Consider the following 22673-nt stretch of genomic DNA (forward strand, 5'->3'; position numbering starts at 1 on the left):
AATTCCCCTAAAAATAGTTATGCTTTATAAGACTTCACCATTAGACTCAATCACTCTTTTAAACCATGCGAATGAGGCTTTGCGGCTACGTTTTAGTGAACCGTTACCTTTGTTATCTTTATCAACATAGATAAATCCATAACGTTTTTCCATTTCACCTGTCCCTGCTGAAACAAGATCAATACATCCCCAAGGAGTGTATCCCATCAAATCAACACCATCTTCTTCAACAGCAAGTTTCATTTGTTTAATATGTTCACGCAGATAATCAATACGGTAAGCATCGTGCACGCTACCATCAGCTTCAACTTTATCGTAGGCGCCAAAACCATTTTCAACTATGAAAAGCGGTAAACGATACATATCAGTTAACCAATTAAGTGTATAACGAAGTCCCTCAGGATCGATTTGCCAACCCCAATCTGATTTTTTAACATATTGATTGCCGATCAGATCGGTTTTTTCGTTATATTCATAGCTTTCATTATCTTCTTTTTTCCTAATTGCATTAGACATGTAATAGCTAAAGCCAATGTAATCAACTGTTCCATTTTTCAAGATCTCAAGATCTTGATTGGTGATATCAAGTTTAAAATCTTTACGTTGCCAATAATTTTTAATATGGTTTGGATACTGACCATGGACATGAACATCACCAAAAAAATATTTACGCTCCATCGCCTTTTGTGCCATTAGAATATCACCTGGTTTACAAGTCTCTGGATAGATAGGGATCATCGCCAACATACAGCCTATTTCAAAATCAGGATTAATAGCATGACCAATTTGTACCGCTTTAGCACTAGCAACTAATTCATAATGTGCAGCTTGATACATAATCTGCTCGCGATCGTCGCTTTGTTTATAGAAAATACCTGAGTTAGTAAACGGTGCAAAATCTTCATTAAAGTTAGCTTGATTATTGATTTCGTTAAAAGTCATCCAATATTTGACTTTATTCTTATAACGATCAAAACATACCTCGGCAAAACGGACAAAAAAATCAATTAATTTACGATTACGGAATCCTCCATATTCAGTAACAAGGTAATAAGGTAATTCAAAATGAGAAAGTGTAACAACTGGCTCAATATTGTATTTTAAGCATTCATCAAAAAGATCATCATAAAATTTTAACCCTTCTTCATTTGGTGCAAGTTCATCACCTTTTGGAAAGATACGAGTCCAAGCAATAGAAGTACGAAAACATTTAAAACCCATTTCAGCAAATAACTTAATATCATCTTTATAATGATGATAAAAATCAATAGCTTCATGATTAGGATAATATTCACCTTCAATAACACCTTCAGTAATTTTACGATAACTTTTTGGTGAACCAACAGTCATCACATCAGCGACACTTATTCCTTTTCCACCAACTTGCCAAGCACCTTCTAATTGATGAGCAGCAACAGCACCACCCCACAAAAAATCTTTTGGTAAACCTCTATTTTTCATAATTAAGTACCTGTGTTTATTGATAATTCAAATTTAGTATAAAAGGAAAAAAATAGAATTACTAACCAACTTTTTCCTTATTGATCAGGAAAAATATAAGTATATCTGGAGAGGACAGGTGATTAGTGAAATGTGCAGCTTTTTGTGATATTTACCGAAATGTGATAAATATCACAAAAATGAATAATAAACTTTAAATATTTGAAGTTAACTTTTAAATAAATTCTTCAAACCCATCAGTATATTTTGATGGCACAAACTCGATAATCTCATATTGAGCAATGTGATGAATATAAAACGGATCTTTTTGTAATATTGCTAGCGCTTGCTCTTTATTCTCAGCACGACAAATAATCACACCACCTGTACGAGGGACTTTTGGACCTGATGCAATAAAATGTCCCGTTCGGTAATAGTCCTCAAGATAATCAATATGCTGTGACAAATATTTTTCTACTTCAGTAATGGGTTTTACATAAGTAAGTGTATAAATAAACATAATATAGATCCTTAATAAATATACAAAAAATAAATTTTTCAAAATATTAAGCTGTGTTGCTCAACTTAAACCATTTAAATATCTATTTAGCTACCCATTTACCATCTTCACCTTTGTGATAAACCTTTTCGACAGCAGCCCAAGCTACTTTAAAAGCAATCGTTTCTGGTGCACTGTTATCACGCCGTTTATGCGGATCTTGATATTCCTTAATTGCACTATTAAATGCTTCTTTAAAAATATCTTGCGCATGTTCAGGCAAGACATGGCGTACTGAATCAGGTAAATCTTCACGTGTTTTATATGGCATATCACATCCCCCCTCATAAATTAATTTTGATGGCTGAAAATTTAAAATGGTAATAGTAAAATAGCACATTCATCGAATATATTATCGTCTATAAAATAATATAATTACTAGGGCGTGTTGATCTTTCGTGATTATTTTTTAGACGGCATGATGTGAGTTATAATAATTCAGCCAAAAACAACCATAACTCGATTCATCATGCCAAGAACAATGCTAACAGATAAACGGTGGGAAAAGCTACTACAAATAATGAAAAATACCGGCCCAGTTTATAATAAATCCGAGCACCGGATGACGTTTGAAGGGAGCCTTTTCCGAATGAGAACCGGTATTCCTTGGCGAGATTTGCCAGAAGAGTTTGGTGAATGGAGCACCGTCTATAGACGATTTAATTTGTGGTCTAAAAAAGAAATATTAGTTGATATTTTCAAACATTTATCACAACTAGCGGATTTTGAATGGGTGTTCCTAGATGGCTCTGTAAATACCCCAAACTTAGTACACAACTCACGTAGAAAATTAAGCTGCTTGTTTTAGTGTTTTATACTCAATCGGTGTCATTTTATTTAATGCCTCACGCGGTCTTTCGGTGTTATAAATCGTTAACCATTCTTCGGTTATTCTCCTTGCTTGTGCTAAGTTGTTAAAAAGATATAAATCGAGTACTTCAGTACGATAGGTACTGATTAAATCGTTCAATAAAGCCATTTTGATAAGGACTACCGGGCTGGATATAATCAATGGTTATATCATGTAATTTAGCCCAGTTTATAAAGGTTTTTCCTGTAAATTCTGGCCCATTATCGACCCGTATTTTTAATGGATACCCATGATATTCAGCCAATTTATCTAAGTAACGGGTAGCTCTCCCTGCCGGTAAGCTTACTGCAATATCAATGCCTAGCGCCTCACGATTAAAGCCATCGATGACATTGAAAGTTCTAAACCGGCGTTGATTACGACTACTGTCACTCATAAAATCCATTGACCAACATTCACCTTGTTTATTGGGTGCTGATAGCCTTTCTGGGCTTCGTGGAGGAATGCGCTGTTTACGCTTTATCCTGAGATTAAGCTTTAATTGGCAATACACCCGATACACCCGTTTATGATTCCATTTATAGCCGAGCTTTTTGATACGATTAAAGCATTTAGGAAAGCCCCAGCGTAAATGCCGTTCTGTGATAGCATTCAACATCGAAACAATCACCGAATCATCCTGTAACTTAGGTTGATAATAGTAAACACAACGGCTTAAGCCAACAATGGCACAACTCATAGCAATAGTAACTGAATGATTTTGTTGTAGTTGCTGTGCCCACGTTTTACGTGCCTTTGTGGGCACTAAAGCTTTTTTATTATTTCTTCCTGCAGCTGGGATTACAAACTCAGTTCGGCAAACATCTGCTTAAGCTTGCGGTTTTCAGCCTCCAGCTCCTTTTATTCGAAGGAGTTAAGACAAATTGCACTTCATGGTGTAATCTAGGTGTTCAGTCATTTTATTCATAATTAAATCCCCTTTACTTTTATCATAGAGAATTTTCTACTTTTTTGCTGTACTATTTTAGGGGATAGTTACAGCTCGATTATCAGGGCTCATCAACATAGTACAGGCGCTGCAACGGAGCATTGTGAGCAAATAGGTCACAGCTGTGGTGGTCATTCAACTAAAATTCATCTTGCGGTTGATAGTGGTGGTTTGCCTATTTGTTTTGAGCTTTCTGAAGAACAACGACATGATATCACTTATGCAGAAAATCTAGTTGAAAGGCTCGATGAAGTCAATACAGTGATAGCCGATAAAGGTTATGACAGCGAGCCTTTTCGGTGCTTTGTTCGTCAAAAAGACGGACGAACGGTGATTACTAAACGTAATTATGGTAAGGATATAGATAAAAGCAGTATGGATAGGTGCCTTTATCGCTATCGTCATTTAGTCGAGAATGCCTTTGCTAGAATCAAGCAATATCGTTCAATATCAACTAGATACGATAAGTTAGAAAGGAATTATGCCAGTATGGTATCACTGGCATTTATGTTAATGTGGCTGCCAATGTATTGTTGAGTGATTTGTGTACAGCAAAGATCAACAGCCACTAACAAAAATAATTAAAAAAAGAGTTCTATGGTTGTTTTTTAAACCAAATGTCACATTTGGTCACATAAGAATCATTTAATATATAAACACCATGAAATCATGGTTTTATTAACAAATACTATAAGGAGAATTAATATGTCAAATTCAGCCGGTTGGCCAAGTAAAACAGGTAACCCATCTGGTGGTGGACGAGATAATAACCCACCGAAAAAATAATAATTGAAATAAAACTATTGCGACATATATTTTTTTGTTGCAATAGTTTTAATCTAATTCACTCATAACCTTATTAGTATATTCTTTAGACAATTCTTCAAACATTTTCTTCGTGCTTGGTTTAATGTCATCACCTAAAGGAATGTAATTAGCATAAACATATCCTTTCTTTTTTATGACATCATGATTTTGCATAAATTTGATATACTCTTTTAAATCGTATATATTAATTTTATTTCTTGATTTGGCTTTTCTAAAAGCGTCATACTTTTGCTTGATTTCTTCTGGATTTAACCTTTCGCCACTTATATGAATTGAATTATCATAGAATTCATCAAAAAAATTACGTAATGTCCATTGACATAAATCTAAATATTTTTCAAACTCACATATAAGCTTTTCATATTCTGTATTAGTTTTTATTTTATTCATTGTTTAAAAAAATGCTTAAATTTTTTGTTAAATCTATCTGGGTTCTTTTGATAGTTAGAGTAATCAATTTCAGCTCTAGTTTGTTCAAGTGCAGAAACACATTTGCTAAATTTTTTTTTATAATAATCACTATGTATCAATTTATTATCATTCAAACATATATTTATGATGCTATATTCAACCTTTGTTGGATACCTGTTCTCAATATTAGGAGATATCAAATTGTTGACTTGATATCCTCCTATACCAGCTAAACAGACAAAAACTAAACGACCTATAAGACTTTCGTTAATTTTTTGTGTTTTATGGCAGTGTGGACACTTAATATCTGGATCTGCATCAAATTCTTTACTACATTCTTTATTTACACAAGTACATTTCATCACTACTCCTTATAACACTATAATTATTATGGTCTTTTATTTTAACTATTTTACTATTATTATAAAACTATTATAAGCAATAAAATTTTAATTATATGTTCGAAAAATAATGAACTCCAACAGCAACGTCCCATAAAAACTTTTAGTGAATTGTTATTATTCATAATTTGTAGGATTTACTAGTTTCGGGTATTTTGATTAATACGATGGCTATTACACATTATAATAAATAGGTGTTCGCCTGTGGCTTGATATTCTCATCAATTACCAGAATAAATACATTCAGTGCTGTAAGGATATTAGGCTAACACATCGTTTTGTAAAAGTAGGATTGAGCTAAATTAGGGGCTATCTAGATAAATACTCGCATAAAGATCATATGAAAAGTTTTCAATGCGATAAATAAATATTCTTAAGTCTTTTGTTTACAACATCGAAAAGAGGGAAATAAAATTAAAAAATCAGGCATATTTATGCCTGATGAATAACTAAAATCAAGTAAGATCTTTAATCATCACTATAACCCAAACTCCGCAACGCTCGTTCATCATCAGCCCAGCCTGCTTTGACTTTTACCCAAAGCTCTAGATGGACTTTGTTGTCGAAAAATGATTGCATGTCTTTGCGCGCTTCAATACCAATTTTTTTGATTTTTTCACCTTTGTTGCCGATGACCATTTTCTTTTGTCCTTCACGTTCAACTAAGATTAATCCGTTAATTCGATACATTCCGTTACGTTCATCAACTTTGAATTGTTCAATTTCGACAGTTACCGAGTAAGGTAATTCGTCACCCAAAAAGCGCATAAGTTTTTCGCGGATGATTTCCGATGCCATAAAACGTTGCGAGCGGTCGGTAATATAATCTTCAGGAAAATGGTGTTCACCTTCTGGTAAGTGTTTTTTGACGATATCTTTTATAATATCTACACCTTCTCCTTTTTCAGCGCTAATTGGCACAACATCAAGGAAGTTAATTTTTTGGCTTATCGCTTGAATATGCGGTAATAATTGTGTTTTGTCGGTGACGTTGTCAATTTTATTAATCACTAACAGAACTGGGCTTTTGCAATCTTTGAGTTTGTTGGCGACCATTTCGTCGTCGTCATTCCAATGGGTACCTTCAACCACAAAAATAACGAGTTCAACATCCCCTATTGAGCTGCTTGCAGCACGATTCATTAAGCGGTTTATGGCTCTTTTTTCTTCAATATGAAGTCCGGGAGTATCGATATAGATAATTTGGTCACTATCCTGCGTGTCAATACCCACAATTCGGTGACGGGTCGTTTGCGCTTTGCGTGATGTAATCGAAATTTTTTGACCAAGCAATTGGTTTAGTAGCGTTGATTTACCTACATTTGGTCGCCCGACAATGGCGACAAATCCACAATGTTGTGTTGTTTCTGTCATTTTATACCTAATTGGTTGAGAGCTTCTTGTGCGGCAGCTTGTTCTGCTTTTCGGCGACTTAAGCCACGACCTAAATATTCATGGCTATCATTGTCAATTTTGCATTGAATTAAGAATTCTTGTTCGTGGTTATCGCCAGTTACTTCAAGAATTAAATAACATGGGCGCGGACGATGAATTCCTTGTAAGTATTCTTGCAATCTTGTTTTGGCATCTTTTTGTTTAATACCAGGTTGAATTTGGGTCAAGCGGATTTGGTACCATGATAAGATTAGTGAACGAACTGTATCGAGGTTGCTATCTAGATAAATGGCACCAATTATAGCTTCTACAGCATCAGAAATAATCGATTCGCGACGAAAACCACCACTTTTGAGTTCACCTTGTCCTAAAATAAGGTGATCGCCCAATTTAAAATCCTTACCAATTTCGGCAAGTGTTTGCCCGCAAACAAGTGTTGCGCGCATTTGGCTTAGATCGCCTTCATCTTGTTTGACAAAACGGTGATAAAGTTCATCGGCTATGACAAGACTTAAAATAGAATCCCCTAAAAACTCTAAACGCTCGTTATGCAATTTATTAGCACTTCGATGAGTAAGGGCTAATTCAAGTAGGGATGTATCTTGAAACATATAGCCGATTGATTGTTGAATTTGACTAAATTTTTTCATAATTATAGCTATTAGTGTATACCGCCAATACGACTAAAGCGGATTCCTGTTGGCCATTCGTTTGGTTGTTTTTCAAAGCTGATCCAAATCGCAGTTGCTTTACCCACAAAATTATCTTCGGGTACAAAGCCAAAGTATCGACTGTCACCGCTGTTGTCACGGTTGTCACCCATCATAAAGTAATGACCTTGTGGTACAACCCAAGTGGCTATCGGTTGTCCATCCTGATGATAAAAATAGCTAGGTTTTTCTTGTGAACCTTGAGTGGTTAGAATATCATGCGGTGTGTCACCAAGAGTTTCTTGTTGAATATTCATATTTAATGTCATGATAGACTGAGAATCAACAATACCTTTATCCGCATATTGTTCTAGCGTGTAAAAATTAGGGTTTGATTTGAACTGTTCATGCACCTCTTTCCAGTTACTTGGCCTTGGTTCGCTGTAATGCAAATTGAGCGGCTGTGATTGTTGCCCTTCGCAATTTGCATCTGTTGCTTGGCAAGCAGGATAGATTAAGATTTGCTTTTCTTTTACCAAATAGACTATTTTGTCACCTGGTAAGCCGACAACACGCTTTATAAGATCCATTTGAGGCACATTTGGGTGTTTAAATACGGCAACATCACCTCGTTTTGGTTGTCCTGTCGGTATGATGACGGTGTTAGTAATAGGATCACGCACGCCATAAGAAAATTTTTCAACAGCAATAAAGTCGCCAATTAGTAATGTTTGCATCATTGATCCTGATGGAATTTGAAACGGTTCATAGATGAATGAACGAATAACAAACACGACAAACAATACCGGAAAAAACGATGCCAAATTTTCAACCCAACCTTTGGGTTTACCCACTTGAGCTAGTATCTTTCCATCAACTTCGCCATTGCTTTGAATACGGATTTCTTCAACTTTACGTTGTCTTGCTGGTTTCCATTTGAATTTTTCTAAAAACCAAAAGATACCAGTAATGAGTGTTGCTAGTGTTAATATGATGGCAAATGTTCCAGCCATTTTTTTCCCTCTTTAAATAAATCTTTTTATTGATTTGTTTTTAATTGGTTAATCTTTTCCTACATGCAAAATGGCTAAAAAGGCTTCTTGCGGTAATTCCACATTACCTATTTGTTTCATGCGCTTTTTACCTTCTTTTTGCTTCTGTAAAAGTTTCTTTTTACGACTCACATCGCCACCATAACATTTGGCTAATACATTTTTGCGTAGTTGTTTGACCGTTGATCTTGCTATGACATGATTACCGATAGCCGCTTGTATGGCAATATCAAATAGTTGACGAGGAATAAGATCTTTCATTTTTTCAACTAATTCTCGTCCACGATATGGTGCATTGTCTTTGTGGGTAATTAAGGCTAATGCGTCAACACGTTCACCATTAATTAATACATCTAACCTTACCATGTCGGCAGCTTGGAATCGTTTAAAACTGTAATCTAATGATGCATACCCACGCGAAGTCGATTTTAGTTTGTCAAAAAAGTCTAATACAACTTCGGTCATTGGGATTTCGTACGTTAAAGCAACTTGATTGCCATGATAAACCATATTGGTTTGCACACCACGTTTTTCAACACAAAGTGTGATGACGTTGCCTAAATAAGTTTGCGGAACTAATATGTTACATTCTGCTATTGGTTCGCGTAATTCTTGAATGTTATTTACTGCTGGTAACTTGGCAGGGCTATCAACGTAGATAATGTCATTTGATGTAGTTAGTACTTCATAAACAACCGTCGGTGCAGTGGTTATCAAATCAAGGTTATATTCACGCTCTAAGCGTTCTTGAATGATTTCCATATGTAATAAGCCAAGGAAACCACAACGGAATCCAAATCCTAAAGCTCCAGAATTTTCTGGCTCATAAAACAATGAGGCATCATTTAGACTTAATTTGCCAAGGGCATCACGAAAAGCTTCGTAATCGTCAGAACTGGTTGGGAATAATCCAGCATAAACTTGTGGTTTGACCTTTTTGAAACCAGGTAATGGATTTTGCGCAGGCGCTTTTGCTAAAGTTAAGGTGTCGCCCACTGGCGCGCCTAGTATATCTTTGATCGCACAAACAACCCAACCCACTTCACCACAATGCAGGCATTGTTTGTCAATTTGCTTAGGGGTAAAAATACCAAGTCGATCAACGTTATAAGTCATACCTGTGCTCATTACTTTGATCTTATCACCTTTGTTTAATTCGCCATTTTTAATGCGAATTAATGAAACTACACCTAAATAATTATCAAACCATGAATCGATAATAAGTGCTTGCAATGGTGCTGTCGAGTCACCTTCTGGTGGTGGAATATCGCTGACCAATTGCTCAAGTACATCAACAACGCCAACGCCAGTTTTTGCCGAGCAACGCACTGCATTGCTAGCATCAATACCTACAATATCTTCGATTTCGGCTGCAACGCGCTCTGGTTCAGCCGCTGGTAAGTCAATTTTGTTTAGAACTGGTACAACTTCAAGATCCATATCTAACGCGGTGTAGCAGTTTGCCAGCGTTTGTGCTTCAACACCTTGCCCCGCATCCACAACTAATAACGCCCCTTCACAAGCAGCTAGCGAGCGTGACACTTCATAAGAAAAATCAACATGACCTGGTGTGTCAATAAAATTGAGCTGGTATGTTTCGCCATTTTTAGCATGATAATCAAGGGTTACACTTTGTGCTTTGATTGTGATGCCACGTTCACGCTCAAGATCCATTGAATCAAGTACTTGAGCTTCCATTTCACGATCTGAAAGCCCACCACAAATTTGTATTATGCGGTCTGAAAGCGTTGATTTACCATGGTCAATATGGGCAATAATTGAAAAATTGCGGATATTTTTATTCATATTAATAAATTATAATTAGTATCTTGGTTATTAATGGTTAACTATCTAAAATGCTTTTGGTTATGACCAATATTGCTAATAATTACATAGTCAGAAAGAGAAGCATTTTACACTTTTATCACTACTAAGCATAGCGTTATCGAGAACTTTGCGTTTATTTCTGAACAATGTTTTGTGCAATACGTTCAACTGTAGTACGCGGTAAATTACCTATGATGATAATATTTTTATGACCTAAGTTGGTTGAAAAAATAGTCCTTCCACCTTGTTGAATAATTTGATTAGCTTGTTTAGCTTGATCAGATGAGATATTAACTGTAAATGAAAATACGCCATCTGAAAACAATTTAGTAGCAATGTCAGAATTGTAAAAATTCAAATTATAAGCAGCTACTTCTTTAAATCCTTTAGGTAACCACGCTAGTCGCCATTGGTCAAGGGCATTATTTTGTTTTTCGATCGATAATAAGATTGGGTAAGTTCGGCTGTTGATATAATCTAGTTGCTCTTTTTTATCAAAATTTTTATCTAGCTGTATTACTTTTATTTGATTAATGATGTCGCTATTTTGATCTAATAAATCGATCCTAATTGGTAAACTGTTTTCATCATCAATCCAAATTACATAGCTATAACGGTCCTGTTCTTTGGCTATGATTTTAACTAATTTAGCGCTTCGATTAGCTGTTCTTGATTTCCCTAGGAAAATAAAATCGTAAACTTCTTTAAGGTCATTAAAATTATTATAAACAACGTCAGGGAAAGCTTCGATAATTCGTGAGCTAGTGATAGAAAACGATGAACTATTAGGTTGAAAGTAACTGGTTATGCCTTTATGTAAGATGATCTCTTTATCAGAGCCTTCTAGATAGCGCAAGTAGGCATTAATATCTTCTTTTACAGGCGCTCCTATATGGCTATATTCGAATGTGGTTGCATATTGATTTTTATCTTGAGATACGAAGTAAATGCGGTAATCTTGCGTTTGTACAGCGTGATTCATTTTAGTTAATAACGCAAAAGCATCTTCTGTATCGTTAGCATAAATCGATACTGAATAAAATGCAAAAAACAGAGCGAATATTATTTTTCGGCTCTGTTTTATAAAATGTTTGATAAAATAATTTGATGATTTCATTTAAAATTAGTGTGCATTTAATCTTTTTTGCAATTCATAATCTTGTACAAGCAATCTGATCTTGTCGTATTGTCGTTTTTCAAGTAATTGTTGATCGTTTTGTTGATGAATGCCACCTACAGGAGCCACACTTACACCAACGGGTACTGTATTTAATGTAGGGCTTGCACTGGTACTATCTGTTTGTCCTTGATTATATTGTACACCTGCAATAACTCCAAGAGTGACACAAGCTGCAAGTCCAACTTGGCTCACTTTGCCTATAAAGTCTTTAACGTGGATCCAAATTAGGTTTTCAGCTTTTGGAGGCGTGGTTGTGTCAATATTAGGTTGATCAATAGGTTGATTGTATAAATCTTCAGTTGCTATCGCTTGAGCAATTTGACTAGAGATATCTAAATTTAATGAACTACTATGATTTAATGAATTACTGTGTAATTCACCTCGCATTGTATCTCTGATAATATGGTAACGATGCCAGCATGATTGCAAACTTTCATCATTTAATACTTCATCAACAATATGGTCGTTTGTAAACTCACCATCCATAAGTAATGAAAGTTGCTCTTTCTGTTCTATTTGCATAGTAAATACCTTAAATTTATGACTACTCTTTATTCATTTGTTTGTAGCCATTAACTGAGTAATGGTTTAATTTTTTCATCAATTGCATCACGAGCTCTAAAAATACGTGATCTCACTGTGCCAACTGGTACATCCATGATTTGAGCGATTTCTTCGTAGCTTAAACCTTCGATTTCGCGCAATGTAATTGCGGTTTTTAAATCATCAGGTAATGCTTCGATCGTTGCAAATACTGTTTTTTTTACTTCGTCTGAAAGTGCTAAATTTTCAGGATTATCAAGATCTCTTAATGAATCTGCACCTTCGTAACTTTCGGCTTCACTAGCATCTATATCTGATGATGGTGGCCGTCGTCCTTGAGACGTTAAGTAGTTCTTTGCTGTATTGACTGCAATTCGATACAGCCATGTGTAAAAAACACTTTCACCTTTAAAAAGACTTAATGATCGATATGCCTTAATAAAAGTCTCTTGCACAACATCAGGAACTTCGGACGCTAATACATAACGAGAAACCAAATGAGCCAGTTTGTTTTGATAACGAACAACAAGTAAATTAAATGCGTTTTTGTCTCCATTAAGAACGCGATCTACTAATACTTGGTCTGTTACTTGCTCCCCCATTAAAGGCCTTTCCTTATTTTGTTAATAACTGTCAATCGGCCCAAAGTTGTGCAGACATACAGTTAGATTCTTAAATTAGAAAAAAGTTCCCATTATTTTAATAGAAATTTAATTATTTTACTTATTAATTGTAAACTTTTATTATTTTTATACTAAAACACATAGTTACCTGAAACTTTTTGACATGATTACATCCAAGTTAGATCGTTTGCCGATCTTTTAATTAAGCGGGATAATCTGTCTTTCATCATGCTCATTATAAGTAATTTGATAAAATTGAGGTAGATTAAAATTAACTGAGCTACTGGTAGTAAATGAAAAACGATCGTCAGATAAGATATAAAATTCGTTAATATCTTTAACCATATTATCTATTGAACCGTTGCAATTACGGTATATTTCAACTTGGTTATGTTCATTTAGAATGTAAAGATCAAAACCTGAATCAGTATTTTCAAAAAAGAATTGTATGATCCCGGCATAAGCCACGCTATCAATTTCTTTTGGTAGTTCATTTGTTTCGTCTAAAATGTTTAGTGGCCTACCTTGTATTTTGTTATTTGATACTGCACCATAAAAATCAATCGCATTTTCAAATTGATGACATGATACCCCTAATCGCTCAAAAAATAGATACCATGAAGCTCCACCGATCCTTAATGGTTTTACTTGCGTTGAGTTATTTTGTGTGGTAGTTAAACGTAAATCAATACATTCATCCATTAACTTTTTCATTTGTTGTTTGATTTCGTCGCTCAGGTATTCACTATAACAAAAGATTTTGAGAAAATTGGGTAAATCAGCATCTTTATGCATTCGATTTAGTAATTCCTTAATCGCCTGAAGCACTGATAGTGCACCGCTGAAATGGAGAACACGAATTTCGTTCCACGAATTGCGATATAGAAGATCAATTGATCCCACTAAGCTGATTTCGTTTTTACCATAATTAAGTACACTATTGGTCACTTCATCGTCTAATTCAATGTTAGCGGTCGGATCGTTTTCTAAATTTAAAATAATAGCTAAGTGACGAATTTCGCATGGTCCATATAACTGTTCTTCAGTTGCTGCTGGCACATCAGTAGGAAAGTAATTTTTTAGATCTGCGATCAATTTATTAATTTTCGAATTATTTCTGTTTGCACCATCATGATAATAAAAGTGAGTGCTATCAGCAATTAAGCCATTAAAATAACACCAACCTACAAGTTTTACTAAGTATTTGCTATATTCAAGATATTGATGGCCAATAATTGAGTGCAACATGGGTTTTTGATTGTAAACGTACCATCCTGCTCGATTGATGCGATCTTCTGCAACATGAATAAAAGTTAAGGCTTCCTCTTGTAAATTATCAGATATATTGAGCTTTAACGTTGTAATCTTTCCCGGTAATACTTCAAAAGCAGCATAGAGCTTACGTGTTAATATTGCCAGATCTTGAGGACTAATTAATGAGTCTAAATTATTACGACGACCAAAATTGAGTAAATTTCGATAGCCTGACATCATAGTGTGTAATAAGATTTCGTGTATTTCTCGGACTTGCCCTATTTTCCAAGCTTGACTTGCGTCTAATTTTGCAATTTGTTGACCATCCCATCCCCAACTTTTAACTAACTCACTTAAAATAGAGCGTCGCCATGACGGCAATTGTGTTGGGATAGAAAGTTTTTCGTTCACTTTCAAATAAAAGCAATTACGAATTAATTCAAGTCGTTCATAATCATTAATTTCAATGAGGTATTTACTAATTCTGTCTAACAGCATGTAATAAGAATCTAGGTACATCCCTTTATGAATTTCGCCTTTTTGAATCAGTTCCCTCATTTGATAAGCAACTGGTTTATTTTGTGGGTAAATCCATGAATACGCTTCTAATAATAGGGTTTTAAGTACCGCTTTAAAAGGTGAATCAATACTTTTATAAAGTTGCCATAAACTTGCGCCAAAATACTCTTGAGCTGATAATCCAGTTAGTGGACCAAAATCAATCCATTGCTCTCGCTCGATTAAATTAAGATCAACCATCGCTTGAACGCACTTTTCATAAGTAGGATAAGTAAGGTTATTTACGGTGAAATTATAAGGTATTGCAAACCACAACAAGTATTTGCCAGCTAATAAACTTGCGGAACGGTAAAACTCCTCAAGTAACAAAATATGCTGTGCAGTTCCGCAATTTTCGCCCATTAGGCATTCATGATGTTTATTAATAAAACGATCAGCATCTACCACAAATAACGTTAATTTGACTTGCAAATTTGCTGCCCAGTCTTCGATCAAACGGCATTTTTGTTGTAAGGCTTCTTTTTGTTGATCTGTTAAATTGTTTTCAATGCATATCCAGATATCAAGATCAGATTGAATTGACTGTCCAATAGAACAGGTACTTCCCATTGTATATAAAGCGGATATGGCTGGGATGTTAATTATTTTATTTTCGTTAGTGGATGGAATAAAATCGAATTCAGTTTTAAGCCGTTTACTTACATCATCCGACAATTGATAGCAAGCAATACCTGAAGGTATATCGCCTTCCATATATCCTGGTAATTTAGGTGTGTGATAATGAAAAAGCGCAGGAAGTAATAAAAATACCTGCTGAAATTCAGGAGACATACCAATGATAGCACGCTCACGTTTCAATTTGGCAAGATCTTCAAGCTCTTTTTTTATGTTATTGATATAATATTGCATGGCTTCAATTAGATAAAACACGCGTATTAATTTAACGCTACTATTAAATCTAGCATGTTATTTGTGTAAGGTAAATAGAACAAAAATTTAAACCCTAAATAAAATGAATAATTATGATAACAATTGAAAATATTGCTAAACAGATGCAAAAAAAAGAAAACACAAAATTTATCGATAATAAAGCTGCAGTATTATTGCCGATTATTGATATTGATCATCAATTGCATCTTTTATTTCAAATTAGATCTAGAAAATTAAAATGGCAACCTGGAGATATTTGCTTTCCTGGTGGGCGTGTGGAATTATCTGATACCAATCCCGAATACACAGCTAAACGTGAAACAGTTGAAGAATTGGGTATCCCCTTTAAGCACATAACAATTTTAGGAGCATTACCCAAGTTTATTGCAACATTAGGTATGGCTATTTATCCATTTGTTGGCACAATCAATTCACTTGATGATCTGAAACTAAATCATGATGAAGTCGAACAGATTTTTACCGTTCCTATTGAGTGGTTTATTCAAAATCCCCCTCAGCGTGCAACAATGTTTGTCGGGCATAAACCTTCTGATGATTTCCCTTTTGATATCATTGTAAACCGATCACCTAAATGGCAAAAAAGAGCTGAGTATTCTGTCTATTATTATCAGTATCACAATCGGGTTATTTGGGGATTAACTGCACAAATCCTTAAATTCTTTATTGAAAGAATTAGAGAATAATCTGTAGGAAAAATATAATTTAGAAAATATTAACATTCTTAATTAGCTCAAATTAACTCTTTTTTTGACAATTCATTTCATTTTAAACAATTAATGCTAGGCACCCTTCTATTTGATTAAAAGAACTTGAGGATTATTACTGAACGTTTTATAACAATAACAAGTTGTTTTACTATTTTTTCCTACCAAAACAACTATTAATGTCTTAACGCTTTTTACAAGTAGACAAGGACAACACATCAGGAGCTCTGCCAGTTCGAATACTTTCGAAGTAATATCAATAAATGTATTTGCAAATAAAATAAGCGTTAAACAACGATTTTCTATTTTAATAATTCAAAAATGAAGGAATATATTATGAAACGTTTTACCAAATCCTCTATTGCATTAGCCGTATTGTTATCATTACCTGTTGCTAGTCTTTATGCTGCTGAGCCATTAACTGCTAAAGAAAGTAGTCATTTAGTACCATTAAAAGAAATTTCAGTAACTGGAAGTTATTTACAAGCCGAAAATGCTGCTAAAGATATTTCTCGCGCTGCCGATGAAGCAGGTGCTAAATATTACTATATTACTGCAATGGAAAGTCCAGCTAATGGAACTTCTTCAGATCGTGCGATTGTTTATGCCAATATTTACAAATCTAACGCACCAATAGCCGTACAGAAAAATGAAACTATTTATAATGGCGTGGTTTCTTATGAACGTTCAAAAGCTCTTTACTATTTACCATTTGATGTTGTTAAATTTAAAGGTAATTACAATAACACTTCCGAAATTACCGAAGCTGCAAGTAAATTAGCCGCTGAAAAAAATGCCTATGCGTTTTATATCGATTCAATTTCATCTGATGATATTAGAAACCAAGCAGAAAATATCGAAGTTGCTTTATACAAACAAGACGCACCCGTTAGGGATTATATCGTCACAACAGCAATAGCAGGTCAAGATGCCTACGAAATTAGTAGCGAAGCATTTAAACACATGACGCCATTTAGTACTATTAGCTTCCATGGTGTATTTAACAATACAGCAGAAATCAGTGCCGCCGCACAAAAACATGCAGTTGCTAATGGTGCGCACTTTTATTATGTAAAAGAAGTATCATCTAACCCCGCAAGCACTGCACAAACTGTTTTTATAGATCTATATAAATAAGATTGTACGTAACTGAAATAAACCCACGTGAGCAATTTTACTTGCCCGTGGGCTTTGACTAAAAACACCTCAGATTTAGAATTAATTTTATTAAAGTTTTTATTTTTTTAACCTAGATTAAACTTGTAAAGAAATTAAGGATTAGAACAACAAACCAAACTAATGTTAAAATAATCTACATTTTAGTTACCTTAATTAAATCATACATCTAAAACTTAACAATACAAATAACACATATTTATTTCTTTATAATTAAAACATATTTCATTATTTAAATAGCTTGGGTTCTTTTCAATTCGTTTTTATCATAACTATAATTTTAATAAATTATGTTATAATACCAACTTAATTTAAGCATATTAATTAGAGAGATTATTTTGCAACAGTCGTTACAAGATTTTATTATTGATAAGATTGATGATCTAAAAGGAAAAGACATTGTTACCCTTGATGTTCGTGGCAAATCAAGTATTACCGATTATATGATTATTTGTACTGGCACTTCAAACCGTCATGTTTCCTCTATTGCTAACCATTTACTTGATGAAGCAAAAAAACAAGGTCATTTGGTGTTAGGTAGCGAAGGTAAAAATGATGCCGATTGGGTCGTAGTTGATATGGATGCGGTCATTGTACATATAATGCAAGAAGAAAGCCGTCAGCTTTACGAACTTGAGAAGCTTTGGAGTTAATCACGTGAAGATACAGCTTATTGCTGTTGGCAATAAAATGGCAAACTGGGTTACCACTGCTTTTAATGATTATCAATCACGATTTCCTAAAGATATGCCTTTAGAGCTTATTGAAATCCCCGCTGGAAAACGTACCAAAAATGCAGATATTGTACGGATCTTAGATAAAGAAGGCGAAGCAATGTTAAGTGCCTGTAGTAAAGGCAATCGCATTGTGACTCTTGATATTCCAGGTAAACCTTACACAACGCATAATTTAGCTGAACAATTAGAACGTTGGAAAGTAGATGGCCGTGATGTGAGTTTATTAATTGGTGGACCTGAGGGGTTATCTCCTTCTTGCAAAGCGGCGGCGGAACAGAGTTGGTCACTGTCGCCACTTACCCTACCTCATCCTTTAGTGCGGGTTATTGTAGCTGAAAGCCTTTACCGTGCATGGAGTTTAACCACTAATCATCCTTATCATCGTGAATAATAAAGTAAGGTAAATATGATGAGCGCAATTATTTTAGATTTGCAAATTGCTACAGAAGATAACCAGAATTTGCCTACCGAAGCGCAAATTATGCAATGGTTAGAGGTTATTTTACCTCAGTTTATGGATAACGCCGAGCTCACTATCCGTATTGTCGATAAACAAGAAAGTCAGCAATTAAATTGTACCTATCGTCATAAAGATAAACCAACTAACGTTTTATCTTTTCCGTTTGAATCCCCAATCGAGATCGATGTTCCTTTATTGGGTGATCTAATTATTTGTAAGCAAGTGGTTGAAGCTGAAGCTGAGCAACAACATAAATCATTAACTTCGCACTGGGCACATATGATTGTGCATGGTTGTTTGCATTTACTCGGTTATGATCATATTCTTGACGAAGAAGCTGAAGAAATGGAAAATATCGAAATTGATATTATGCTGCAGTTGGGGTTTGAAGATCCTTATCAACCCATTGATGAATAGAAATGTACGATAGGTCGTTTAGTTATATGCTATTTTGCAAACTTTTTTAGTAAGTAAATTAAGTAAACTAAGCCAAAAATAGTAAATTAATAATAAAGTAAGAAAGGAAAAGCACAAATGAGTGATGATAATCACCGGAGACCTAAAAAAGGGTTTGCATTATGGTTAAGTCAGTTATTTCATTCAGAACCCAAAGATAAAGAAGAATTGATCGAAGTAATTCGCGAAGCGGAAGAAAACGAACTTATTGATCCTGATACCTTGGATATGATTGAAGGGGTAATGGATATAGCAGAACAACGCGTTCGCGATATTATGATTCCCCGCTCTCAAATTGTTACCATAAAAGACAATTATTCACTTGATGAGTGTCTAGATATTATTTCTGAACATGGGCATTCTCGTTATCCTGTTATTAGTGAAGATAGAGATCACATAGAAGGCATTTTATTGGCTAAAGATCTTTTGATTTTTATTCGCCAAGGTATTGATAATTTCGATCTTAAAAAAATTCTCAGACCAACCGTTGTTGTTCCCGAAAGTAAACGTGTCGATCATATGTTAAAAGAGTTTCGTATGCAGCGCTATCATATGGCAATGGCTATTGATGAATTTGGTGGTGTTTCGGGGCTTGTGACTATTGAAGATATTTTAGAACTCATCGTGGGCGATATTGAAGATGAGTATGATGAAGTTGAAGATCGCGATATTCGTCGCTTAACGCAATCGGTTTATACTGTGCGAGCCCTCACTCCAGTGGAAGATTTTAATGAAATATTTTCAACTGATTTTAGTGATGATGAGATGGATACCATTGGAGGACTGGTAATGCAACATTTTGGACGCTTACCCTTACGCGGTGAAATCATTACCATTGACGGCTATCAATTTAAAGTTACCATTGCAGATCGAAGACGAATCATTCAATTGCATGTGACTATTCCTGATGGGGCTACCGTGCCTAATTTAGAGTTACCTGAAAATGCTTAAAAAAATATTATTAAGCCTAATTTTTGGTGGTATAGCAGTTTTTAGTTATGCTCCATTTCATATTTGGCCTTTAGCTTTTGTATCGTTTGCCGGTCTTTTATGGCTGATTGCCGATAGCTCTAAAAAACAAGCTATGTTACTGGGATTAAGTTGGGGCATTGGCTATTTTGCCGCTGGGATCCATTGGGTTTATATCAGTATTAAGCAATATGGAGAGTTACCCGCTCCCATTGCTATTATCATTTTAGGTTTTTTAATCCTATACTTGTCACTCTATCCTATGCTATTTGCTTTTCTATTAAGGATGGCAAATCGTTTTGCTGGACAATTTTCATTTAAACAACTTATATTTCTTGCTCCTGTGCTTTGGCAATTAACCGAATTCTTACGAGGGTATATTTTAACCGGATTTGCTTGGTTGCAACTCGGTTATAGCCAACTAGATAGTCCGTTAAAAGGCTATTTTCCTATATTGGGGATTGATGGTGTTAATTTACTGCTAACAATTTTATGCGGATTATTTGTTTATTGCATAAAGACAATAAATAGCAAAACGCCAAAAAGGCACACGCTTGGTGCATTTATTGCACTACTTGCGATCTTATTTGCACCAATTTTATTCAATAATATTAATTGGACTAAAGTTAATGACACTCGTTCAGCTAATTTTGTTTTAATTCAAGGAAATATTTCGCAGTCAATTCGTTGGACAAGAGAACAACTTAACAACACACTACAAACCTATACAAAACTGACTAAAAAAAACTTTGGTAAAGATAAAATTATCATTTGGTCAGAGGCTAGCATCACCGATTACGAAATAAATCAACAATCTTTTTTACAATATCTAGATAACGAAGCCCGAGCCCATGATTCTGAAATAGCTGTTGGTATTATTGATTATCGCTTTGGTAAAGAAGGTTATCAATCTAATGGATATATCTACAATACTTTATTAGTATTAGGAGAAAAGGAGCCTTATCAATATCCAACTATCAACCGTTATAAAAAACACCATCTAGTGCCCTTTGGGGAGTTTACACCGTTAGAATCAGTACTTGAACCAATTGCTGAATTGCTCAACATTCCTATGTCCTCAATGAAATCTGGCGAAACAAAACAACCTCAATTACAAATAAAAGGCTTTAAATTTACCCCAGCCATTTGTTATGAAGTGATTTTATCTAATTTAATATGGCAAAATTTTTCTCCAGATACAGATTTTTTACTTACTGTTTCAAACGATGCTTGGTTTGGTGATAGTATTGGACCTAAACAACATTTACAAATGGCGCAAGCTAGAGCGCTTGAATTTGGTAGACCTTTAATTCGTAGTACTAATACAGGGATTACAGCAATCATTGATCCACATGGTAATATTGTTAAAAAATTACCGCAATTTGAAACAGGCGCATTATCTGCATCTGTATCACCAACAACTGGCCTAACGCCTTATGCTATATGGGGGAATTGGCCTTATTTAGTTGTGATGTCATTAATGTTTATCTCACTTTTTATAAAAAAACGTTTATAGTTCACTATACTGGCATAATTATTGCTTAAATATAATTGGGTTTTAATAAGTCTTGATGTAATCAAGTAATCTAATATTGCGTTAATTGCTGGTTACATCTAGCTCCAATAATAGATAAATAAACAGTAAAAAGTACTTTTATGCTAAAAAATAAGTTATAATATATGCCCTTTGTAAAAATGTTAAAATTATTTAATATGATACAAAATAAACAGTAGGAGATGAGTATGAACAAAAAGACAAAATTAACCAAACTAGTGTTATCATTTGCAATGTTAGGTCTAGTAAGTAGTACCGCATTTGCCGATGAATTAACTGGTACACTAGCTAAAGTAAAAGAAAATGGTGTGATTGTCGTAGGACATAGAGAATCATCAGTCCCATTCTCATATTATGGTGATAACCAAACAGTTGTTGGTTATTCTCAAGATTACTCAGATCTTATTATTAATGCGGTAAAAAAAGAGTTAAACATGCCTAACTTGCAAGTTAAATACTTACCGCTGACTTCTCAAAACCGTATTCCACTGTTACAAAATGGTTCTTACGATTTTGAATGTGGTTCAACAACCAATAATCTTTCTCGTCAACAACAAGTTGATTTTTCAAATACGATCTTTATTGTTGGCACTCGTTTTTTAGTTAAAACTAGTAGCAATATTAAAGATATTGACGATCTGAAAGGTAAAAATGTGGTCGTAACTTCAGGTACAACATCCGAAGTTATGCTCAACAAAATCAATACTGAAAAAGGGTTAAATATTCGTATTATTGCAACCAAAGATCATGGTGATGCATTTCGCACACTTGAAAGTGGACGAGCAGCAGCATTTCTTATCGATGATGCATTATTAGCAGGTGAACGCTCCAAAGCAAAAAAAACTGAACAATGGGAAATTGTAGGTACACCATTATCTTATGAAGCCTATGGTTGTATGTTGCGTAAACAAGACCCACAATTTAAAGCTTTAGTCGATAAAACTATTTCAGAAGCACAAACATCAGGTGTCGCCGAAAAGTCATATAACCGTTGGTTTAAACAACCTATTCCACCAAAAGGGTTAAATATGAACTTTGATATGTCTTCTGAGATGAAAGAACTTTTCGCTCATCCTAATGATAAAGCATTAGATTAATACGCAGATATTTTCCCATAAGGACGTAGGTAACTGCGTCCATCATTTTATTTAGTACTATTTACATTTTTTTTACATGTTGGAGTA

The 22673-nt window shown here is 34.6% G+C and carries 23 protein-coding genes and 2 pseudogenes; 10 read left to right on the forward strand and 15 right to left on the reverse strand.

Translation table 11 applies throughout. The annotated features are described in order from the left end of the window. Positions 1 to 24 precede the first annotated feature (24 nt). The 3 genes from A9G32_RS03445 to A9G32_RS03455 form a co-directional block, all read right to left on the reverse strand. On the reverse strand, positions 25 to 1461 hold the full coding sequence (locus A9G32_RS03445) for a 6-phospho-beta-glucosidase (RefSeq protein WP_065590866.1): 1437 nt from the start codon (positions 1459 to 1461) through the stop codon (positions 25 to 27). A 214-nt stretch (positions 1462 to 1675) separates the two neighbouring features. After that, on the reverse strand, positions 1676 to 1960 hold the full coding sequence (locus A9G32_RS03450; RefSeq protein WP_065590865.1) for a YciI family protein: 285 nt from the start codon (positions 1958 to 1960) through the stop codon (positions 1676 to 1678). Positions 1961 to 2042: 82 nt separating this feature from the next. Further along, positions 2043 to 2270 carry a ChaB family protein gene (locus A9G32_RS03455; RefSeq protein ID WP_065590864.1) on the reverse strand — a complete coding sequence of 76 codons (228 nt, stop codon included), beginning with the start codon at positions 2268 to 2270 and terminating at the stop codon, positions 2043 to 2045. Positions 2271 to 2468: 198 nt separating this feature from the next. Here A9G32_RS03455 and A9G32_RS03460 point away from each other — a divergent pair. Beyond that, a pseudogene (locus tag A9G32_RS03460) lies at positions 2469 to 2753 on the forward strand (transposase); the annotation flags it as partial. 36 nt (positions 2754 to 2789) lie between these two features. On the opposite strand, the gene A9G32_RS12535 reads toward A9G32_RS03460, so the two are convergent. Then, on the reverse strand, positions 2790 to 2969 hold the full coding sequence (locus A9G32_RS12535; RefSeq protein ID WP_176701309.1) for an integrase core domain-containing protein: 180 nt from the start codon (positions 2967 to 2969) through the stop codon (positions 2790 to 2792). Further along, positions 2938 to 3615: a DDE-type integrase/transposase/recombinase gene (locus A9G32_RS03465; protein WP_081296731.1), complete on the reverse strand. Its 678-nt coding sequence runs from the start codon at positions 3613 to 3615 to the stop codon at positions 2938 to 2940. Before A9G32_RS03465 ends, A9G32_RS12535 begins: the two co-directional genes overlap by 32 nt. Before the next feature lie 237 nt (positions 3616 to 3852). Between A9G32_RS03465 and A9G32_RS03470 the strand changes: the two are divergent. Next, positions 3853 to 4335 (forward strand): annotated as a pseudogene (locus tag A9G32_RS03470) (IS5 family transposase); the annotation flags it as partial. Positions 4336 to 4632: 297 nt separating this feature from the next. Here the strand turns inward: A9G32_RS03470 and A9G32_RS03475 are convergent. The 10 genes from A9G32_RS03475 to A9G32_RS03520 all read right to left on the reverse strand — a co-directional run bounded on the left by A9G32_RS03475 (position 4633) and on the right by A9G32_RS03520 (position 15411). Next, positions 4633 to 5016: a hypothetical protein gene (locus tag A9G32_RS03475; RefSeq protein ID WP_065590863.1), complete on the reverse strand. Its 384-nt coding sequence runs from the start codon at positions 5014 to 5016 to the stop codon at positions 4633 to 4635. Then, complete coding sequence (locus A9G32_RS03480) at positions 5013 to 5399, reverse strand: hypothetical protein (RefSeq protein ID WP_065590862.1); 387 nt, start codon at positions 5397 to 5399, stop codon at positions 5013 to 5015. Before A9G32_RS03480 ends, A9G32_RS03475 begins: the two co-directional genes overlap by 4 nt. Positions 5400 to 5906: 507 nt before the next feature. Continuing rightward, the gene (gene era / locus A9G32_RS03485) at positions 5907 to 6812 is read right to left on the reverse strand and encodes a GTPase Era (protein ID WP_065590861.1); all 906 of its coding nucleotides are present in this window, start codon (positions 6810 to 6812) and stop codon (positions 5907 to 5909) included. Next, complete coding sequence (gene rnc, locus A9G32_RS03490) at positions 6809 to 7486, reverse strand: ribonuclease III (protein ID WP_442902824.1); 678 nt, start codon at positions 7484 to 7486, stop codon at positions 6809 to 6811. Before rnc ends, era begins: the two co-directional genes overlap by 4 nt. A gap of 8 nt (positions 7487 to 7494) precedes the next feature. After that, positions 7495 to 8496, reverse strand: a complete 1002-nt coding sequence (gene lepB / locus A9G32_RS03495) for a signal peptidase I (RefSeq protein WP_065590859.1) — start codon at positions 8494 to 8496, stop codon at positions 7495 to 7497. 48 nt (positions 8497 to 8544) lie between these two features. Beyond that, complete coding sequence (gene lepA, locus A9G32_RS03500) at positions 8545 to 10341, reverse strand: translation elongation factor 4 (RefSeq protein ID WP_034909972.1); 1797 nt, start codon at positions 10339 to 10341, stop codon at positions 8545 to 8547. A gap of 154 nt (positions 10342 to 10495) precedes the next feature. Next, positions 10496 to 11479 (reverse strand): MucB/RseB C-terminal domain-containing protein, encoded by a 984-nt coding sequence (locus A9G32_RS03505; RefSeq protein WP_065590858.1) that lies wholly within the window; start codon positions 11477 to 11479, stop codon positions 10496 to 10498. Positions 11480 to 11485: 6 nt separating this feature from the next. Further along, entirely contained in the window at positions 11486 to 12064 is a 579-nt protein-coding gene (locus A9G32_RS03510; protein WP_065590857.1) for an RseA family anti-sigma factor, read from the reverse strand. A gap of 50 nt (positions 12065 to 12114) precedes the next feature. Further along, positions 12115 to 12687, reverse strand: coding sequence for an RNA polymerase sigma factor RpoE (gene rpoE / locus A9G32_RS03515; protein ID WP_034909980.1), 573 nt, complete (start codon positions 12685 to 12687; stop codon positions 12115 to 12117). A 219-nt stretch (positions 12688 to 12906) separates the two neighbouring features. Further along, a complete protein-coding gene (locus A9G32_RS03520; RefSeq protein WP_141672783.1) occupies positions 12907 to 15411 on the reverse strand; it encodes a class I adenylate cyclase in 2505 nt (834 codons plus the stop codon). A 92-nt stretch (positions 15412 to 15503) separates the two neighbouring features. Between A9G32_RS03520 and A9G32_RS03525 the strand changes: the two genes are divergently transcribed. The 8 genes from A9G32_RS03525 to A9G32_RS03560 all read left to right on the forward strand — a co-directional run bounded on the left by A9G32_RS03525 (position 15504) and on the right by A9G32_RS03560 (position 22586). Next, the gene (locus tag A9G32_RS03525) at positions 15504 to 16115 is read left to right on the forward strand and encodes an NUDIX hydrolase (RefSeq protein ID WP_065590855.1); all 612 of its coding nucleotides are present in this window, start codon (positions 15504 to 15506) and stop codon (positions 16113 to 16115) included. A 357-nt stretch (positions 16116 to 16472) separates the two neighbouring features. Next, positions 16473 to 17273 (forward strand): YdgH/BhsA/McbA-like domain containing protein, encoded by an 801-nt coding sequence (locus tag A9G32_RS03530; RefSeq protein ID WP_065590854.1) that lies wholly within the window; start codon positions 16473 to 16475, stop codon positions 17271 to 17273. Between the two features lie 377 nt (positions 17274 to 17650). Continuing rightward, positions 17651 to 17965, forward strand: coding sequence for a ribosome silencing factor (gene rsfS / locus A9G32_RS03535; protein ID WP_335339987.1), 315 nt, complete (start codon positions 17651 to 17653; stop codon positions 17963 to 17965). 4 nt (positions 17966 to 17969) lie between these two features. Continuing rightward, positions 17970 to 18440, forward strand: coding sequence for a 23S rRNA (pseudouridine(1915)-N(3))-methyltransferase RlmH (gene rlmH / locus A9G32_RS03540; RefSeq protein WP_065590852.1), 471 nt, complete (start codon positions 17970 to 17972; stop codon positions 18438 to 18440). Positions 18441 to 18458: 18 nt separating this feature from the next. Next, positions 18459 to 18926: an rRNA maturation RNase YbeY gene (gene ybeY / locus A9G32_RS03545; protein WP_065590851.1), complete on the forward strand. Its 468-nt coding sequence runs from the start codon at positions 18459 to 18461 to the stop codon at positions 18924 to 18926. Positions 18927 to 19043: 117 nt separating this feature from the next. Beyond that, positions 19044 to 19916 (forward strand): CNNM family magnesium/cobalt transport protein CorC, encoded by an 873-nt coding sequence (gene corC / locus A9G32_RS03550; RefSeq protein WP_065590850.1) that lies wholly within the window; start codon positions 19044 to 19046, stop codon positions 19914 to 19916. Then, a complete protein-coding gene (gene lnt / locus A9G32_RS03555; protein WP_065590849.1) occupies positions 19909 to 21450 on the forward strand; it encodes an apolipoprotein N-acyltransferase in 1542 nt (513 codons plus the stop codon). The genes corC and lnt overlap by 8 nt, the downstream gene beginning before the upstream one ends. Positions 21451 to 21677: 227 nt before the next feature. Beyond that, a complete protein-coding gene (locus A9G32_RS03560) occupies positions 21678 to 22586 on the forward strand; it encodes a glutamate/aspartate ABC transporter substrate-binding protein (RefSeq protein ID WP_065590848.1) in 909 nt (302 codons plus the stop codon). Positions 22587 to 22673: the final 87 nt, after the last annotated feature.

The organism is Gilliamella sp. Gris3-2, from assembly GCF_001690345.1.
Taxonomy (GTDB): Bacteria; Pseudomonadota; Gammaproteobacteria; order Enterobacterales; family Orbaceae; genus Gilliamella; species Gilliamella bombi.

Coding starts and splice junctions, on each gene's coding strand:
- A9G32_RS03455 (WP_065590864.1), bottom strand. CDS start 2,270: ATGCCATATAAAACACGTGAAGATTTACCTGATTCAGTACGCCATGTC.
- rpoE (WP_034909980.1), bottom strand. CDS start 12,687: ATGGGGGAGCAAGTAACAGACCAAGTATTAGTAGATCGCGTTCTTAAT.
- A9G32_RS03450 (WP_065590865.1), bottom strand. CDS start 1,960: ATGTTTATTTATACACTTACTTATGTAAAACCCATTACTGAAGTAGAA.
- lepA (WP_034909972.1), bottom strand. CDS start 10,341: ATGAATAAAAATATCCGCAATTTTTCAATTATTGCCCATATTGACCAT.
- corC (WP_065590850.1), top strand. CDS start 19,044: ATGAGTGATGATAATCACCGGAGACCTAAAAAAGGGTTTGCATTATGG.
- lnt (WP_065590849.1), top strand. CDS start 19,909: ATGCTTAAAAAAATATTATTAAGCCTAATTTTTGGTGGTATAGCAGTT.
- A9G32_RS03560 (WP_065590848.1), top strand. CDS start 21,678: ATGAACAAAAAGACAAAATTAACCAAACTAGTGTTATCATTTGCAATG.
- A9G32_RS03475 (WP_065590863.1), bottom strand. CDS start 5,016: ATGAATAAAATAAAAACTAATACAGAATATGAAAAGCTTATATGTGAG.
- A9G32_RS03525 (WP_065590855.1), top strand. CDS start 15,504: ATGATAACAATTGAAAATATTGCTAAACAGATGCAAAAAAAAGAAAAC.
- lepB (WP_065590859.1), bottom strand. CDS start 8,496: ATGGCTGGAACATTTGCCATCATATTAACACTAGCAACACTCATTACT.
- A9G32_RS03445 (WP_065590866.1), bottom strand. CDS start 1,461: ATGAAAAATAGAGGTTTACCAAAAGATTTTTTGTGGGGTGGTGCTGTT.
- A9G32_RS03530 (WP_065590854.1), top strand. CDS start 16,473: ATGAAACGTTTTACCAAATCCTCTATTGCATTAGCCGTATTGTTATCA.
- A9G32_RS03480 (WP_065590862.1), bottom strand. CDS start 5,399: ATGAAATGTACTTGTGTAAATAAAGAATGTAGTAAAGAATTTGATGCA.
- era (WP_065590861.1), bottom strand. CDS start 6,812: ATGACAGAAACAACACAACATTGTGGATTTGTCGCCATTGTCGGGCGA.
- A9G32_RS03510 (WP_065590857.1), bottom strand. CDS start 12,064: ATGCAAATAGAACAGAAAGAGCAACTTTCATTACTTATGGATGGTGAG.
- A9G32_RS03505 (WP_065590858.1), bottom strand. CDS start 11,479: ATGAAATCATCAAATTATTTTATCAAACATTTTATAAAACAGAGCCGA.
- ybeY (WP_065590851.1), top strand. CDS start 18,459: ATGAGCGCAATTATTTTAGATTTGCAAATTGCTACAGAAGATAACCAG.